The sequence below is a fragment of the Streptomyces sp. NPDC091682 genome (assembly GCF_044756625.1).
In the GTDB taxonomy this organism is placed as follows: Bacteria; Actinomycetota; Actinomycetes; order Streptomycetales; family Streptomycetaceae; genus Streptomyces.
This window is the reverse complement of record NZ_JBIVTH010000010.1, coordinates 42,577-59,308: the sequence shown is the minus strand read 5'-3', so window position 1 is coordinate 59,308 and position 16,732 is coordinate 42,577. Positions and strand designations below refer to the sequence as shown.

Annotated in this window: 8 protein-coding genes; 6 read left to right on the top strand and 2 right to left on the bottom strand. The window is 74.4% G+C overall.

The window, feature by feature from the left end; genetic code table 11:
- Positions 1–50: 50 nt before the first annotated feature.
- Positions 51–2,954, bottom strand: coding sequence for a lysylphosphatidylglycerol synthase domain-containing protein (locus ACIQK6_RS23125; RefSeq protein WP_329099166.1), 2,904 nt, complete (start codon positions 2,952–2,954; stop codon positions 51–53).
- Positions 2,955–3,073: 119 nt separating this feature from the next.
- On the opposite strand from ACIQK6_RS23125, the gene ACIQK6_RS23120 reads away from it, so the two are divergent.
- The 5 genes from ACIQK6_RS23120 to nudC all read left to right on the top strand — a co-directional run bounded on the left by ACIQK6_RS23120 (position 3,074) and on the right by nudC (position 13,858).
- Positions 3,074–3,436: an MGMT family protein gene (locus ACIQK6_RS23120; protein ID WP_329099165.1), complete on the top strand. Its 363-nt coding sequence runs from the start codon at positions 3,074–3,076 to the stop codon at positions 3,434–3,436.
- Between the two features lie 258 nt (positions 3,437–3,694).
- A complete protein-coding gene (locus ACIQK6_RS23115; RefSeq protein WP_402695469.1) occupies positions 3,695–7,435 on the top strand; it encodes a UvrD-helicase domain-containing protein in 3,741 nt (1,246 codons plus the stop codon).
- A 63-nt stretch (positions 7,436–7,498) separates the two neighbouring features.
- Positions 7,499–11,431, top strand: a complete 3,933-nt coding sequence (locus tag ACIQK6_RS23110; protein WP_402695359.1) for a UvrD-helicase domain-containing protein — start codon at positions 7,499–7,501, stop codon at positions 11,429–11,431.
- Positions 11,432–11,440: 9 nt separating this feature from the next.
- A complete protein-coding gene (locus ACIQK6_RS23105) occupies positions 11,441–12,847 on the top strand; it encodes a dipeptidase (protein ID WP_402695358.1) in 1,407 nt (468 codons plus the stop codon).
- Positions 12,848–12,901: 54 nt separating this feature from the next.
- Positions 12,902–13,858, top strand: coding sequence for an NAD(+) diphosphatase (gene nudC / locus ACIQK6_RS23100; RefSeq protein WP_329099161.1), 957 nt, complete (start codon positions 12,902–12,904; stop codon positions 13,856–13,858).
- A 94-nt stretch (positions 13,859–13,952) separates the two neighbouring features.
- On the opposite strand, the gene ACIQK6_RS23095 is transcribed toward nudC, so the two are convergent.
- Entirely contained in the window at positions 13,953–14,213 is a 261-nt protein-coding gene (locus ACIQK6_RS23095; protein WP_329099160.1) for a mycoredoxin, read from the bottom strand.
- Between the two features lie 110 nt (positions 14,214–14,323).
- On the opposite strand from ACIQK6_RS23095, the gene ACIQK6_RS23090 reads away from it, so the two are divergent.
- On the top strand, positions 14,324–16,558 hold the full coding sequence (locus ACIQK6_RS23090) for an ATP-dependent DNA helicase UvrD2 (protein ID WP_402695468.1): 2,235 nt from the start codon (positions 14,324–14,326) through the stop codon (positions 16,556–16,558).
- The last annotated feature ends 174 nt before the right edge of the window (positions 16,559–16,732 follow it).

Below are 16,732 nucleotides of genomic sequence, written 5' to 3'. Positions count from 1 at the left end.
CCGGAGCCGCAGCCGCTAACCGGAGCCGGATCCGCCGACCGGGCCGGAGGCTAGATGGCTTCCTTGCGGGTCAGGAAGTTGAACGAGATCCACCCCGGCAGCACCGGCAGCCAGAAGGTCATCAGACGGAACAGCAGCACCGCGGAGATCGCGACTTCCTTCTCCAGGCCCGCCGCGATCAGCCCGAGGGTCAGCGTGGTCTCCACCGCGCCCATGCCGCCCGGCGTCGGAGCCGCCGACCCCAGCGCGTTGCCCGCCAGGAACACCACCGCGATGCTCGCGTAGCTGATGGCCTCGCCGCCCCCGAACGCGCGGATGGACGCGTCCAGGCACATCACGAAGCAGCCCGTCAGCAGCAGCATCCCGCCGATGCCGGTCAGCAGCTTCTTCGGCCGCTGGAGCACGTCCAGCATGCGCGGCACCACGCCCGCGAACAGCGCCCGTACCCGCGTCACCACGAACTTCCGCAGGAACGGGACCGCCGTCACCACCAGCACCAGCACGGCCACCGTCAGCAAGCCCGCGATGACGGCCCGGGACGGGGTCATCTCCGGCGTCTTCTCGGTCCCGGTCAGATAGCCGAAGGACAGCAGCAGCACGATGTGGCTGGCCAGCCCGAACAGCTGGGAGGCGCCCACGCTCGCGACCGCCAGCCCCGGCCGGACCCCCGCCCGCTGCAGGAACCGCGTGTTGAGCGCGACACCGCCGACGGCCGCCGGGGCGACCAGCTTCACGAACGACCCGGCCACCTGTGCGACCACGGTCCGCAGGAAGGACACCCGCTCCGGGACGAAGCCCAGCAGGCTCATGGCCGCCGCGAAGTACGTCAGCGCCGAGAAGGCGAGCGCCGCCCCGACCCAGCCCCACTGCGCCTGGCCGATGATCGTCGCGAAGTCCACGTGGGCGAGCTGCGTGAGCAGGAAGTACGCGCCGAACGCGCCCGCGATGAACGAGACCAGCGTGCGCGGCCGGATCCGCTCCAGCCGGGCCGGCTCCACCGGGGCCTGTGGCCGGATCAGCAGCACCTGGTGGCGGATCTGGGTCAGCAGATCCTCCTCGCGGGCCCCGTCCAGCGCATCTTCCAGGGCCTTCTTCTCGGCCTTGCGGTCGGCCGCGGCCGATGCGGAGACCGGGGTCTCGGAGGCCTCGGACTCCGCGTCGCGCGCCGCCTTCGCCGCCCGCGAGGACTCCAGCACGGCCTCCCGCTGCCGCTCCGCCCGCTCCCGGGCCAGCTTGCGCAGCGTCGCCCGGGTGGAACGGCTCAGCGCGATCGGCTGGAGCAGCGGCAGACAGTCCGCCACCGCGTCCGGGCCGAGCACCGACACGGCCGAGGCCACCGCGCGCTCGGCGCCGACCCGCAGGCCGATCGTGGTCAGCAGCTGGGCGATGTCCATCCGCAGGACCAGATCACCCGCGGCGATCTCGCCGCCGCGCAGGTCGGTCAGGATGACGTTGCCGGAACGATCCACCACAAGGGCGTCCCCGGTCAGCCGTCGATGTGCGATCCGCCGCGACTGGAGGGCCCGTACCTGCTCCCACGTGTGGTGGATCAGCTCGTCGGTGATCTCCTCGTCGGGGAGCGCGTCGAGGGCCCGGACGTCCAGGTGCTCATACACGAGCATCACCGCGTCCGGACCGAGCTCGGAGGTGGCGATCAGCTTCGGCGCGTTCGCCCCCGCCGCGATGGCCGCGTACGCGAGGAGCGCCTCCTGCTCCAGCGCCTGGCGCAGCGACTGCAGGCTGCGCCCCGTGGTGATGCCGCGCAGGGTGAGCCGGCGCCAGACCCGGTAGAAGAAGCCGTGGGCCTGCTGCTCGCGGTCGACGATCGTGACGTCGAGCGGTGGCCCGTCCTCCAGGGTCACGTGGTACCGGCGACCGCGGTCGTTGGCCTCGGAGGGCTCGGGGCCCTCGGGCATCTCGGCGCGCATCGCGCTGACCGGCTGGAAGCCGACCCGGCGCAGTCCGGCGAGGAGGTGCTGTCCGGTGGGGCGCACGTTGGGCGAACCGACGGCGTACAGGGTGCCGTAGGCGACGCTCCAGCCGATCAGCACGGTGAGGATGATCGAGAAGGGGGTGGTGTACCCGTTGACCAGCATGGCCAGGGCGTTGAGGAGCAGGACCACCCACAGGGCGACCCGCCAGTGGGGTCTACGGGTCATCCCGACCGCGGTCATGTACGCGATGACGGGCGCGAGGTAGCCGTGGACCGGGTCGGTCAGGGTCCCGCCGGCCGCGGGGCGGGTGAGGGCGTCCTGGATGGTGTCGGGGGCGGCTTGCGAGACCCACAGGTCGGTGGCGAGGGTGACGCCGTGCGCGAGGACGGCCGCGAGCACGCCGTCGGCGATGCGCAGCCCGTCGCGTTTGATCAGCCGCTCGATGGCGAAGGCGACGGGCAGCAGCAGCACCGCGATGCTGGACACCAGCGCGGCGACCTTGATCAGCAGGTCGGGCGCCTGGCCGGTGCCCTTGCTGATGTCCTCCTCCAGGCCCACGGTGGTGCCGTGGGCGAAGGCGGCGATGCCGAGGAGGACGGCGATGCCGAGGATGCCGACGAGCAGGCGTACGAGGTCGGACGGCCGGTGCACGCGGGCGGCGAGCAGCGGTTCGTCGACCTCGACCCGGTCGGCGTCCGTGGCGGCGTGACCGTGCGGGCCCTCGGCGGTGGCGCTGGCGCCGGCCCCCGGCCCGACGGCCCCGGCCCCGGCTTCGGCAGCCTTGGCCGCGGGCGCTCCGGCCCCGGCTTCGGCGCCCTCGGCCCCGGCCGTCTCGGCTCCGCCCGTGCGGTCGGTCCGGCCGCCGGGGCGCGGGGGCTCCGGACGGGGCTCCGGGACGGGGTCGGGGCGGGCGGAGCGGCCGTCGTCAGGGCGTGCGCCGTCGTCGGTCGCCGCGCCGTCCGGAGGGCTCACACCCTGCTCCTTCGTCGTCACGTCCGTCTCTTCTTGATCACGTATCACCAGTCACCGCCCGGAAGATGGTGGCACGGACCGACGGGCCAGCGGGGCATCAGGGTGCGCGCCGGTGCGGAAGCGAGACTTCCGCCGGAGCGCGGCCGACGTACTGCACCATGTGCTGAATGAGTGAGGAGCTGCCCGCGTACGCGGAGCGCGTACTGGAGGTGGCCGAGCGTATTCCGCCCGGCCGGGTGATGACGTACGGGGACGTCGCCGAGTGGCTCGGCGAGGGAGGACCGCGCCAGGTCGGGCGTGTCATGGCCCTGTACGGGGGAGCCGTTCCCTGGTGGCGCGTGGTGCGGGCGGACGGCCTGCCGCTGCCCGGCCACGAGGTGCGCGCCCTGGAGCACTACCGGACCGAGGCCACCCCGTTGCGCCTGACGGCGGGCGGCGAGCCGCGGCTGGACATGCGCCGGGCGCGCTGGGACGGGTCCCCCGGACAGGATGGGGGACAGGACGGCGCGCGCGACGAGGCTCACACCTGACAGCTTCGGCCATACGGGGCCCGGACGGGCGATCGGGCGACGGCCCGAACGCCCGTCCGGGGTACCCCGGGGGACTGCGCGGCGTCGGCGGGTTGCCGTAGCGTTGCCACTTCGGCTTCCGCGGTGGCTTCCGCGCGAGCCGTCACGGCAGCACCGCCACACCCCGCAGACCCACCAGGACCGGCACCCCACGTGATCACCTCTTCCTCGGACCGCACCGAACGGCGGCGTACGCGGACCCCCGATGCGTACCGCCTCGTGCGCACCGGGCCGGAACGGGTGGATCCTCCTGTGCTGGACGCAGCACAGCGCGCGGTGGTTGACCACGCCGGCGGACCGCTGCTGGTCCTCGCCGGACCGGGCACCGGAAAGACGACCACGCTGGTCGAAGCCGTCACCGCCCGGGTGGAAGCGGGCGCCGACCCCGCCCGGATCCTCATCCTCACCTTCAGCCGCAAGGCGGCGGTGGAACTGCGCGACCGGGCCGCCCTGCGGCTCGGCGGCGCGCGCGCCCCGCAGGCCACCACCTTCCACTCCTTCTGCTACGGACTGGTCCGCGCCCACCAGGACACCGACCTCTTCGCCGACCCGCTGCGGCTGCTGTCCGGCCCCGAGCAGGACGTGATGGTCCGTACCCTCCTCGAGGGCCAGCGCCGGATCCGCTCCATCCGCTGGCCGGACGACCTGCGCGCCGCGCTGACCACGCGCGGGTTCGCCGACGAGGTCCGGGCGGTGCTCGCCCGTGCCCGCGAGCTGGGCCTCGGGCCGCAGGCCCTCTCCTCGTTCGCCGACCGCATCGGCCGCCCGGACTGGAAGGCGGCGGCGGCCTTCCTCTCCGAGTACCTCGACGTCCTCGACATGCAGGGCACGCTGGACTACGCGGAACTCCTGCACCGGGCGGTGCTCCTCGCGGAACGCACGCCGTCCCTCGCCTCCGCCTACGACGCGATCTTCGTCGACGAGTACCAGGACACGGACGCTTCGCAGCTGCGGCTGCTGCGCGCCCTCACCGGCCCGGGCGGCACGCTGGTCGCCTTCGGCGATCCCGACCAGTCGATCTACGCCTTCCGCGGCGCCGACATCAACAACGTCCTGGACTTCGGGTCGGCCTTCCCCGGCGCGCAGGTCAAGGCCCTCACCGTCGGCCGCCGCTCCGGCGCGGCCCTCCTGGCGGCCACCCGGCTGCTCACCACCCGGATGCCGGTCCCGCGACTGCCGGCCGAGGCGGTCCGCGCCCACCGGAACCTCGCACCGGTGCGGGAGGGCGGGCGGGTGGAGGTGTTCACGTACCCGACGGCGGGCGCCGAACTGGACAACATCGCCGACGTCCTGCGGCGGGCCCACCTGGAGGACGGGGTGCCCTGGCAGGACATGGCCGTCCTGGTCCGCGCGGGAGGTCGCACCCTCCCGGCCATGCGCCGCGCCCTGATCTCGGCGGGAGTGCCGGTCGAGACGGACGGCGCGGACACGCCCCTGCGCCACGAACCGGCGGTCGCCCCCCTCCTGACGGCCCTGCGCGTCTCGGCCACCGAGGCCGAACCGGGCGCGGACCTCCCGGAAGCCGAGCCCGCCGCGGCCGAGCCCGGCTTGGGGCAGAGCCCCGCCGTGTCCGACGCCGTCGAAGCGGGCCCGGGGCAGGCCGCGGACCCCGGCGTGTCCGACGCCGTCGGGTCCGACCCGGGGCGGAGCCCCGAAGCCCCGACCGGCTCCGCGGACCCGGCACCGGCCGTCCCGTCCGCTCCGCAGGAAGGGGCCGACGCGGTCGAGCTGGGCCCGGGCGGGCGCGTCGGCGAGCTCTCTCGGGCCTTCGGGGCGGGTGGGCGGGAAGCCCCACCTGCCGAAGGCGAGCCCGACGCCGTCGAAGCGGGCTCGGGGCGGAGCCCCGGCGACCCCGGCGACCCCGGCGACCCCGGCGACCCCGGCGACCCCGGCGACCCCGGCGACCCCGGCGACCCCGGCGTGTCCGGCGTGTCCGGCGTGTCCGACGCCGTCGGGTCCGACCCGGGGCGGAGCCCCGAAGCCCCGACCGGCTCCGCCGACGCGTCGCCGTCCGCTCTGCAGGACCAGCCCGACGCCGTCGAAGCGGGCCCGGGGCGGAGCTCCGTGGGTCCCGCCGACCCCGCCGGAGGCGTCACCGTCGAGGCCGCCCTCACGCTGCTCGCCTCGCCCCTCGGCGGGATGGACGCCGCCGACCTGCGACGGCTCGGCCGCGCCCTGCGCGAAGAGGAGCGCGCCGCCGGCGTCAAGGTGCCCGCGCCCTCCGACGTACTCCTCGCCCGCGCCCTCGCCGAGCCCGAGCGGCTCACCGCCCACGACCCCGCCTACGCCCGCGGCGCCCAGCGCCTCGGCCTGCTCCTGCGCAAGGCCCGCGAACTGCTCCAGGGCGGCGGCACCGCCGAGGAGGCCCTGTGGGTCCTCTGGGACGGCACGCCCTGGCCGCAGCGGCTGGAGCGCAGCGCCCGCCGCGGCGGCCCGGCCGGCCGCAACGCCGACCGCGACCTCGACGCGGTCTGCGCCCTCTTCGACACCGCCGCCCGTGCCGAGGAACGCACCGGAGGCCGCGGCGCGCTCAACTTCCTCGAACAACTGGAGGCGGAGGACATCGCCGCCGACACGTTGACGGCCCGCGCCACCCGCTCCGACGCCGTCCGGCTGATGACCGCGCACCGCTCCAAGGGACTGGAGTGGTCCCTCGTCGTCGTCGCGAGCGTCCAAGAGGGCTTGTGGCCCGACCTTCGCCGCCGCGGTTCCCTCCTGGAGGCCGACCGCATCGGCCGCGACGGCCTCGCCGAGCCCCTCACCCCCGGCGCCCTGCTCGCCGAGGAGCGCCGGCTCTTCTACGTCGCCGCCACCCGCGCCCGCGACCGCCTCGTCGTCACCGCCGTCAAGGCCCCCGCCGACGACGGCGACCAGCCCTCCCGCTTCCTCACCGAGCTCGGCGTCCCCCCGCGGGACGTCACCGCCCGCCCCCGCCGCCCCCTCGCCGTCGCCGCGCTCGTCGCCGAGCTGCGCGCCACCACCGTCGACCCCGCCGCCTCGCCCGCCCTGCGCGACGCGGCCGCCCGCCGCCTCGCCCGCCTTGCCGCGCTCACCGACGACGAGGACCGCCCGCTGGTCCCCGCCGCGCACCCGCAGCGCTGGTGGGGCCTGTACGAGCCCACCCGCAGCAGCGTCCCCCTCCGCGACCGGGACCGGCCCGTCGCCCTGTCCGGCAGCGCCCTGGAGCAGCTCGCCAACACCTGCTCCCTCCAGTGGTTCCTCGGCCGCGAGGTCAAGGCCGACACCCCCTCCACCGCCGCCCAGGGCTTCGGCAACGTCGTCCACGTCCTCGCCGACGAGGTCGCCTCCGGCCGCACCCCCGCCGACCTCGCCGTCCTCATGGAGCGCCTCGACTCGGTGTGGGACGCCCTCGCCTTCGACGCCCCCTGGAAGTCCCGCCAGGAGAAGGACAACGCCCGCGCCGCCCTGGAACGCTTCCTGCGCTGGCACACCACCGACCGCGGCGGCCGCGCGGCCGTGGCCACGGAGCACGAGTTCGACGTCACGCTCGAAGCCGGTGAGGTCGCCGTCCGCATCCGGGGCTCCATGGACCGGGTCGAATCGGACCCGCAGGGGCGTGCGTACGTCGTCGACTTCAAGACCGGCAAGTCGGCGCCCACCAAGGACGAGGTCGCCCGCCACCCCCAGCTCGCCGTCTACCAGCTCGCCGTGCGCGAGGGCGCCGTCGACGAGGCCTTCGACGGCCTGCGCCCCGCGCCCGGCGGCGCCGAGCTGGTCCAGCTCCGCCAGGGCGCCGCGGTCCGCGAGGGCGGCGACGCGGTGCCCAAGGTGCAGGCCCAGCAGCCGCTCGACGGGGAGTGGGTCGGCGACCTGCTGGCCACCGCCGCGGGCCGGGTCCTGGACGAGCGGTTCGCACCCGCCGCGGGCCGCCACTGCGACCACTGCTCCTTCCGCAGCTCGTGCAGCGCCCGCCCGGAGGGCCGCCAGACCATCGAGTGAGCCCGGGCCGCGTGCACGAGCTCGGCGGTCGGGGCTGTCGGTGCGGGCGGCTAGCCTTTTTGGGTGCCCGCGCGTCCGCCCGCCCTCTCCGACCCCGAGCAGCTCAAGGAGCTCCTCGGGATCCCCTTCACGCCCGAGCAGATGACGTGCGTCACCGCCCCGCCCGCCCCGCAGGTCGTCGTCGCGGGCGCCGGCTCCGGCAAGACCACCGTCATGGCCGCCCGCGTCGTCTGGCTCGTCGGTACCGGCGCGGTCGCACCCGAACAGGTGCTCGGCCTGACCTTCACCAACAAGGCCGCCGGCGAACTGTCCGAGCGCGTGCGCAAGGCCCTCGCGCGGGCGGGCATCACCGACCCGGACCCCTCCCCGGCGGACGCGGACGCGGTCGGCGGCGAGCCCCGCATCTCCACCTACCACGCCTTCGCCGGGCAGCTCCTGAAGGACCACGGCCTGCGCATCGGCCTGGAGCCCAGCTCCCGGCTGCTCGCCGACGCCACCCGCTTCCAGCTCGCCGCGAAAGTGCTGCGCGAGGCCCCCGGCCCGTACCCCTCGCTCACCAAGTCGGTCCCCGACCTGGTCGGCGACCTCCTCGCGCTCGACGGGGAACTCTCCGAGCACTTGGTCGAGCCCGAGCACCTGCGCCTGCACGACACCGGACTGCTCGACGTGCTCGCCGGCACCAAGCTCACCAACGAGGACCTCCGCAAGGTTCCGGAGGCCGTGCGCGGCCGCATCGAGCTGCTGGAACTGGTCGTCCGCTACCGCGCCGCCAAACGCTCCCGAGACCTCTTCGACTTCAGCGACCAGATAGCCCTCTCCGCGCAGCTCGCCACCACCCGGCCCGAGGTGGGGGCGCTGCTGCGCGAGGAGTTCCGGGTGGTCCTGCTCGACGAGTACCAGGACACCTCCGTCGCACAGCGGTTGCTGCTGTCCGGCCTCTTCGGCGCGGGCTCCGGCCACGCCGTGACCGCCGTCGGCGACCCCTGCCAGGCGATCTACGGCTGGCGCGGGGCCTCCGTCGCCAACCTCGACGACTTCCCGGAACACTTCCCGCACGCCGACGGGACCCCCGCCACCCGGCTCTCCCTCAGCGAGAACCGGCGCAGCGGCGGCCGCCTGCTGGACCTGGCCAATGGACTCGCCGCCCCGCTGCGCGCCATGCACGAAGGCGTGGAGGCGCTGCGTCCGGCGCCGGGCGCGGAGGCCGCCGGGCAGGTCCGCTGCGCCCTGCTGGAGACCCACGCACAGGAGCTCGACTGGCTCGCCGACTCCGTCGCCCACCTGGTCCGCACCGGGACGGAGCCGCGCGAGATCGCCGTACTGTGCCGCTCCGCCGGAGACTTCGCCCAGATCCAGGCCGTGCTGGTGGACCGGGACGTGCCCGTCGAGGTCGTCGGCCTCTCCGGGCTGCTGCACCTGCCCGAGGTCGCCGACCTCGTCGCCGTCTGCGAGGTCCTCCAGGACCCGGGCGCCAACGCCTCCCTGGTCCGGCTCCTGATCGGCCCGCGGTGGCGGATCGGCGCGCGCGACCTGGCCCTGCTGGGCCGCCGGGCGCGGCTCCTGGTGAGCCGCGCGCCCGCCGGGTCCGACCCGGACGAACGCCTCGCGGCGGCCGTGGAGGGCGTGGACCCGGCGGAGATCGTCTCGCTGGCCGACGCCCTGGAGACCTTCCTCGACGGCGCCGGGCAGGCCCCGGACGACCTCCCCTTCTCGGCGGAAGCGCGGATCCGCTTCGCGCACCTCGCCCAGGAACTGCGCGACCTGCGGCGCTCCCTCGCGGACCCGCTGATGGACGTCCTGCACCGGGTGCTGACCGCCACCGGCCTGGAGGTGGAGCTGTCGGCCTCCCCGCACGCGCTGGCGGCCCGCCGGCGCGAGACGCTGTCGAACTTCATGGACGTGGCGGCCGGTTTCGCCGCCCTCGACGGCGAGGCCACGCTGCTGGCCTTCCTGGCGTTCCTGCGCACGGCCGCCCAGTACGAGAAGGGCCTGGACCACGCGCTGCCCGGCGGCGAGAACACGGTCAAGGTGCTCACCGCCCACAAGTCCAAGGGCCTGGAGTGGGACGTGGTGGTGGTTCCGGACCTGTGCGCCGGCGCCTTCCCGAAGGAGAAGCCGCCGGAGGCCTGGACCTCGTACGCGAAGGTGCTCCCGTACGCGCTGCGCGGCGACGCGCCCACCCTGCCCGGGGTTCCGGCCTGGACCTCGGCGGGGTTGAAGGCCTTCAAGGCCGCGCTCAAGGACCACAAGTCGGTGGAGGAGCTCCGCCTCGGCTACGTGACCTTCACGCGGCCGCGCTCCCTGCTGCTGGCTTCGGGCCACTGGTGGGGCCCGAGCCAGAAGAAGCGCCGCGGCCCGTCGCCGTTCCTCGAAGCCCTGTACGAGCACTGCGCGGCCGGTTTCGGCGAGATCGAGGCCTGGGCGGACGAGCCCGACCCCACCGCCGAGAACCCGGCGCTGTCCGGCGATTCCACCCCAGACCACTCCTGGCCGCTCCCGCTCGACCCGTACTCCCTCACCCTGCGCCGCGCGGCGGCGGCCCTGGTGGAGTCCTACCTCGCGGCCCCGCCCCCGGAGGAGGACGAGTACCTCTGGCCCCCGGACTGCGAGGAGCCGTGGCCGGCCGAAGACCCCTGGGAACCGGACCCCGCCGACGACCCCTGGCCCTCCGGGCCCCCGGTCACGGCCACCGGGCCTTCCGAGCCCGATGCCCGGGCCCGGGCCGACGACCCCTACGAGCCTGCGGCCGGCACGCGGCCCGCACCCGAAGCCCGGCCCGGCGAAGCCTGGCCGCCGCCGGGCACCGTCCGACTGCCCGCCGACGCGTCCGCCGTCACGGGGCCGGACCCCGACGACCTCTGGTCCGGCGAGGCCCGGGCCCGTACGCCCGCCGACGCGTCGGGGGCCGCCGGGCCGGACTCCGACGACCCCTGGGCGGTCGAGGCCTGGGCCGAAGCCCTGCCCGGGGACGACGCTGCCACGCGGGATTCCCACGGGCCCCGGGGCGGTACCCCGGGTCCGGGACGGGGCAGGGCAGGGGACGACCTCCCGGCCGCCCCCGGCGCGCCGCTCGACGGCCCCCGGCCCGGAGCATCCCCGGCCGCCGCGGGAGCGGCCGTGCCGACCCCCCGCGCCGAGGCGGTCGTACCCGCCGGGAGCCGGTCCGTCCCGGAGGGCGACGACCTGTGGGCCGACGAGGCCACCGCCGGCGCCGGCGCGGCCGTGCCGCATCCGCGTCCTGTGACGGCCGACCCCGCCGGAGGCGACCTGGTTCCCGACGAGGCCCGCGCCGTCGCCTCCTGGGACCGTGATCTCGACGCCCTCGAGGGCGAGCTCCGCCGTGCCCGCGCGGCCGTTCGTGACGTCGAGCTGCCGTCCGCCCTGTCCGCCAGCCAGCTGCTCCGGCTCGCCGCCGACGAGCAGGGCTTCGCGCGCGACCTCGCCCGGCCCATGCCGCGGCCCCCGCAGCCCGCCGCCCGCCAGGGCACCCGGTTCCACGCCTGGGTCGAGTCCCGGTTCGACGAGCTGCCGTTGCCGTTCCTCGACGTCCTCGACCCCGTCACCGACCTCCCCGGCGCAGGCTCCGACCAGGAGATCGTCGACGAGGCCGACCTCGACTCCCTCAAGGCCGCCTTCGAACGCAGCCCGTACGCGGACCGACCCCCCCACCGCATGGAGGCCCCGGTCCAGCTCACCCTCGCCGGCCGGGTCGTGCGCGGCCGGATCGACGCCGTCTACCGCAACCCGGACGGCTCGTACGAGATCGTCGACTGGAAGACCGGCCGCACCACCCAGGCCGACCCCCTCCAGCTCGCCGTCTACCGCGTGGCCTGGGCCGAGGCCACGAACACCCCGCTCGAGCGGGTCTCCGCCGCCTTCCTGCACGTCCGCAGCGGCCGCGTGATCCGCCCCCGAAACCTCCCGGACCGCGCCGGCCTTGAGCGGATCCTCCAAGGCGAACCGGACCCGGACGGTGACCAGCAGGCGGACGGCTAGGCTCAGGGCATGAGCGACACCCCGCCGGACAGCGTCGTCCGCACGTACATCGACACACACCGCGCCGCCTTCCTCGACGACCTCGCCGAGTGGCTCCGCATCCCCTCCGTCTCGGCCCAGCCCGAGCACGCGGGCGACGTACGCCGCAGCGCCGAATGGCTCGCGGCCAAGCTCAAGGAGACCGGCTTCCCGGTCGCCGAGGTGTGGGAGACCCCCGGCGCGCCCGCCGTCTTCGCGCACTGGCCGAGCGAGGACCCGCACGCCCCGACCGTCCTCGTGTACGGGCACCACGACGTGCAGCCCGCCGCCCTCGCCGACGGCTGGCACACCGACCCGTTCGAGCCGGTGGTCCAGGGCGGCCGCATGTACGCGCGCGGCGCCGCCGACGACAAGGGGCAGGTGTTCTTCCACACCCTCGGGGTACGGGCGCACCTGGCGGCCACCGGCGCCGCCGCCCCCGCCGTTCACCTCAAGCTCCTCATCGAGGGCGAGGAGGAGTCCGGCTCGCCGAACTTCCGCGACCTCATCGAGGCCCGCGCCGCCGAGCTCGCCGCCGACGTCGTGATCGTCTCCGACACCGGCATGTGGTCCGAGACCACCCCCACCGTCTGCACCGGCATGCGCGGCGTCGCCGACTGCGAGATCGACTTCCACGGCCCGGACCAGGACATCCACTCCGGCGCCTTCGGCGGGGCCGTGCCCAATCCGGCCACCGTCGCCGCCCGCCTGGTCGCCTCCCTGCACGACGCCGACGGGCGGGTCACGATCCCCGGCTTCTACGACAACATCGCCGAGCTGACGGACGCGGAGCGCGCGCTCATCGCCGAGCTGCCCTTCGACGAGTCCGAGTGGCTGCGCACGGCCAAGTCCCACGCGGCCGCGGGCGAGGCCGGGTACTCCACCCTGGAGCGCGTCTGGGCCCGCCCCACGGCCGAGGTCAACGGCATCGGCGGCGGCTACCAGGGCCCCGGCGGCAAGACCATCGTGCCGGCCTCCGCCCACCTGAAGCTGTCGTTCCGGCTGGTGTCCGGGCAGGACCCGTACGAGGTCGAGGCGGCCGTCCGGGACTGGGTCGCGGCCGGGATCCCGGCCGGGATCCGCCACTCCATCACCTTCGGCGCGCCGACCCGCCCGTGCCTGACCCCGCTGGACCACCCGGCCCTGCAGTCGGTCGTCCGGGCCATGGGCCGCGCCTTCGGCGAGAAGATCCGCTTCACGCGGGAGGGCGGCTCCGGCCCCGCGGCGGACCTCCAGGACGTCCTGGACGCACCCGTCCTCTTCCTCGGCATCTCGGTCCCGTCCGACGGCTGGCACGCTCCCAACGAGAAGGTCGAGCTGGACCTCCTGCTGAAGGGCGTCGAGACGACCGCGTACCTGTGGGGAGACCTCGCCGCCCACCACCGAACCACCGCCTGACACCCGACGCACACACCTGCCGTACCGAGCCTGCCTGTCCCACCACCGGGGGAGTTGGAAGTACCTGTGAGCACCCATACCGAGCGCCCTCCCACCGAGCGCCCCCTTTCGCTCGCCGCGCCCAGCGGGATCGACCGCGCCGCGCACCACCGGCTCGACGAGGCGTGGCTCGCCGCGGCCTGGAGCCACCCCACGACCCGGGTATTCGTCGTTTCCGGCGGCCAGGTCCTGATCGACGACACCCCCGACGGCGGCACCGGCATCGTGATGACCCCGGCCTTCGAGGCCCCGGTCACCGAGACCCACCGCTACTTCCTGGGCACCGACGAGGACGGCGTACGGTACTTCGCGCTGCAGAAGGACGCGCTGCCCGGCCGCATGGACCAGTCGGCCAGGCCGGCCGGCCTGCGCGAGGCCGGCCTGCTGCTGTCCCCGCGCGACGCCGGGCTGATGGTGCACGCGGTGGCGCTGGAGAACTGGCAGCGGATGCACCGCTTCTGCTCGCGCTGCGGCGAGCGCACGGTGGTCGCGGCCGCCGGGCACATCCGCCGCTGCCCGGGCTGCGGCGCCGAGCACTACCCGCGCACCGACCCGGCCGTGATCATGCTGGTCACGGACGAGCACGACCGGGCGCTGCTGGGCCGCCAGGTGCACTGGCCGGAGGGCCGCTTCTCCACGCTGGCGGGGTTCGTGGAGCCCGGCGAGTCGATAGAGCAGTCCGTCGTCCGCGAGGTGTGGGAGGAGGCGGGCGTCCGGGTCGGCGAGGTCGAGTACGTGGCCAGCCAGCCGTGGCCCTTCCCGTACAGCCTGATGCTCGGCTTCAGGGCCCGCGCCACCACCTCGGAGATCACGGTGGACGGCGAGGAGATCGAGGAGGCCCGCTGGTTCTCCCGCGAGGAGCTGCGCGCGGCGTTCGCGTCGGGCGAGGTGCTGCCCCCATCGGGCATCTCCATCGCCGCCCGGCTGGTCGAGCTCTGGTACGGCGAGCCGCTGCCGAAGGCGGCCGCGTAACCTTCGTCACTTCCCCGGCCCGCGCCGGGCCCCGTGACAGCGGAGGGCCCCCGCCTCGGCGGGGGCCCTCCGCTGTGTGCGCTCCGGGAGCCGATCAGACGGCGAGGGCCTGCTTGACCTGGGCCAGGCTCGGGTTCGTCATGACGGACTCGTTGCCCGTGGCGGACGTCACGAGCACGGTGGGAACCGTCTGGTTGCCGCCGTTGGCCTTCTCCACGAACGCGGCGGACTCCGGGTCGAGCTCGATGTTGATCTCGTTGTACGCGATGCCTTCCCGGTCCAGCTGGGTCTTCAGCCGACGGCAGTAGCCGCACCAGGTCGTGCTGTACATCGTGACGGTGCCCGTGTCCTGCATGCTGCGCTCTCCTTCGTGAGGGCTCGGTGGTCCGAGTACTCGAACGTACGGGACCCTGCGGCCATTCCCTTACGGTCACCCCGGCGCACCCGGTGTGACCGATACGACTGATCCGTGCCGCCTGTGGACAACTTTCCCGCCCGACCCACGAGACCTGGCAGCATGGCGGGGTGACAGCAGCAACGCACTCCTCCTCGTTCCCGGGTGGCTCCGCCTCCGCCGACTCGGCCGATGCGGTGCTCCTGGGCCTCGACCCGGAGCAGCGCGAGGTCGCGACGACCCTGCGCGGGCCGGTGTGCGTGCTGGCGGGTGCCGGTACCGGCAAGACCCGCGCGATCACCCACCGCATCGCCTACGGCGTCCGGTCCGGGCAGCTCATGCCGGCCAGTGTGCTGGCCGTCACCTTCACCAACCGCGCCGCGGGCGAAATGCGCGGACGCCTGCGCACGCTGGGCGCGGGCGGGGTCCAGGCCCGCACCTTCCACTCCGCCGCCCTGCGCCAGCTCCAGTACTTCTGGCCGAAAGCGGTCGGTGGCGAGCTGCCCCGGCTGCTGGAGCGCAAGATCCAGTTCGTCGCCGAAGCTGGCGCGCGCTGCCGCATCCGTCTCGACCGCAACGAGCTGCGCGACGTCACGGGCGAGATCGAATGGGCGAAGGTCACCCAGACCGTGCCCGCCGACTACCCGGTGGCCGCCCTCAAGTCGGGCCGCGAGGCCCCCCGGGACCTGGCCGAGATCGCCCAGATCTACGGGACGTACGAGCAGCTCAAGCGCGACCGCGGCATGATCGACTTCGAGGACGTGCTGCTCCTGACCGTCGGCATCCTCCAGGACCGCCACGACATCGCCGAGCAGATCCGCACGCAGTACCAGCACTTCGTCGTCGACGAGTACCAGGACGTCAGCCCGCTCCAGCAGCGGCTGCTGGACCTGTGGCTCGGCGAGCGCGACAGTCTCTGCGTCGTCGGTGACGCCAGCCAGACCATCTACTCCTTCACCGGCGCCACCCCCGACCACCTGCTGAACTTCCGCACCCGCTACCCGCAGGCCACGGTGGTCAAGCTGGTCCGCGACTACCGTTCCACCCCCCAGGTGGTCCACCTGGCCAACGGGCTCCTGAACCAGGCCAAGGGCCGGGCCGCCGAGCACCGGCTGGAGCTGATCTCGCAGCGCGAGACCGGCCCCGACCCCGTCTACGCCGAGTACGCGGACGAGCCCACCGAGGCCGAGGGCGTCGCCCGCCGGATCCGGGACTTGATCGCCGCGGGCGTCCCGGCGGGCGAGATCGCCGTGCTCTACCGCATCAACGCCCAGTCCGAGGTCTACGAGCAGGCCCTCGCCGACGCCGGTGTCCCCTACCAACTGCGCGGAGCCGAGCGATTCTTCGAGCGCCAGGAGGTCCAGAAGGCGATCCTCGCGCTGCGCGGAGCCGCCCGCTCCGGCGGGAACGACCCGCTGCTCGACGACGTCGTGGAGCTGGGCTCCCAGGTCCGGGCGGTGCTCAGCTCCACCGGCTGGAGCACCGAGCCGCCCGCCGGCTCCGGCGCCGTGCGCGACCAGTGGGAATCGCTGGCCGCGCTGGTCCGCCTCGCCGAGGACTTCGCCCGGGCCCGCCCCGCAGCGACCCTGGCGGACCTCACGATCGAACTGGACGAACGCAAAGCCGCCCAGCACGCCCCGACCGTCCAGGGCGTCACCCTGGCCTCGCTGCACGCGGCGAAGGGTCTGGAGTGGGACGCCGTGTTCCTCGTCGGCCTCACCGACGGCATGATGCCGATCACCTATGCGAAGACCGACGAGCAGGTCGAGGAGGAACGGCGGCTGCTCTACGTCGGCGTCACCCGGGCACGGATCCACCTGAGCCTGTCGTGGGCGCTCTCCCGCGCCCCCGGCGGCCGGCCCTCCAGGCGCCCCAGCCGCTTCCTGAACGGCCTGCGGCCGGGCTCCGCGGCCCGGGGCACCGGAGCGGCCTCCACGGCGGAGCGAGGGGCGCGGGGGCGCGTGCGTCGTGGTCCGGCACTGTGCCGGGTCTGCGGCAAGACCCTGACCGAGGCCGGCGAGCTGAAGCTGATGCGCTGTGAGGACTGCCCGTCCGACATGGACGAAGGCCTCTACGAGCGGCTGCGGGAGTGGCGCGCGGGACAGTCGAAGGAGCAAGGCCTGCCCGCCTACTGCGTCTTCACGGACAAGACGCTGATGGCCATCGCGGAGGCCGCGCCGTCCGAGGCGGGGGAGCTCTCGATGATCTCCGGAGTGGGTGGCCGTAAGCTTGATCGGTACGGAGCCGATGTCCTGGCCATCTGCGCAGGTCAAGAGGTTGGGGCCGGGCATCCTGACGACGCGTAGAAACTCGTCGGAAAAATAGTTTGCACATGCCCAGCGAAGACCCATAGGTTCTTAGCAACGGAAACGGTGGCTTCTCCGAAGCCCGGGATCCGTGCTGTACTTATCCGAATACGTATGGGACAGGCCCCCGGGCCGGGTCCCCGAGACGCCGAGAGGAGGCGAGACCAGTGACCA

Bases quoted from the DNA above. Each gene is read 5' to 3' on its own strand.
- ACIQK6_RS23120 (WP_329099165.1), top strand. From the start codon at position 3,074: ATGAGTGAGGAGCTGCCCGCGTACGCGGAGCGCGTACTGGAGGTGGCC.
- ACIQK6_RS23105 (WP_402695358.1), top strand. From the start codon at position 11,441: ATGAGCGACACCCCGCCGGACAGCGTCGTCCGCACGTACATCGACACA.
- ACIQK6_RS23095 (WP_329099160.1), bottom strand. From the start codon at position 14,213: ATGCAGGACACGGGCACCGTCACGATGTACAGCACGACCTGGTGCGGC.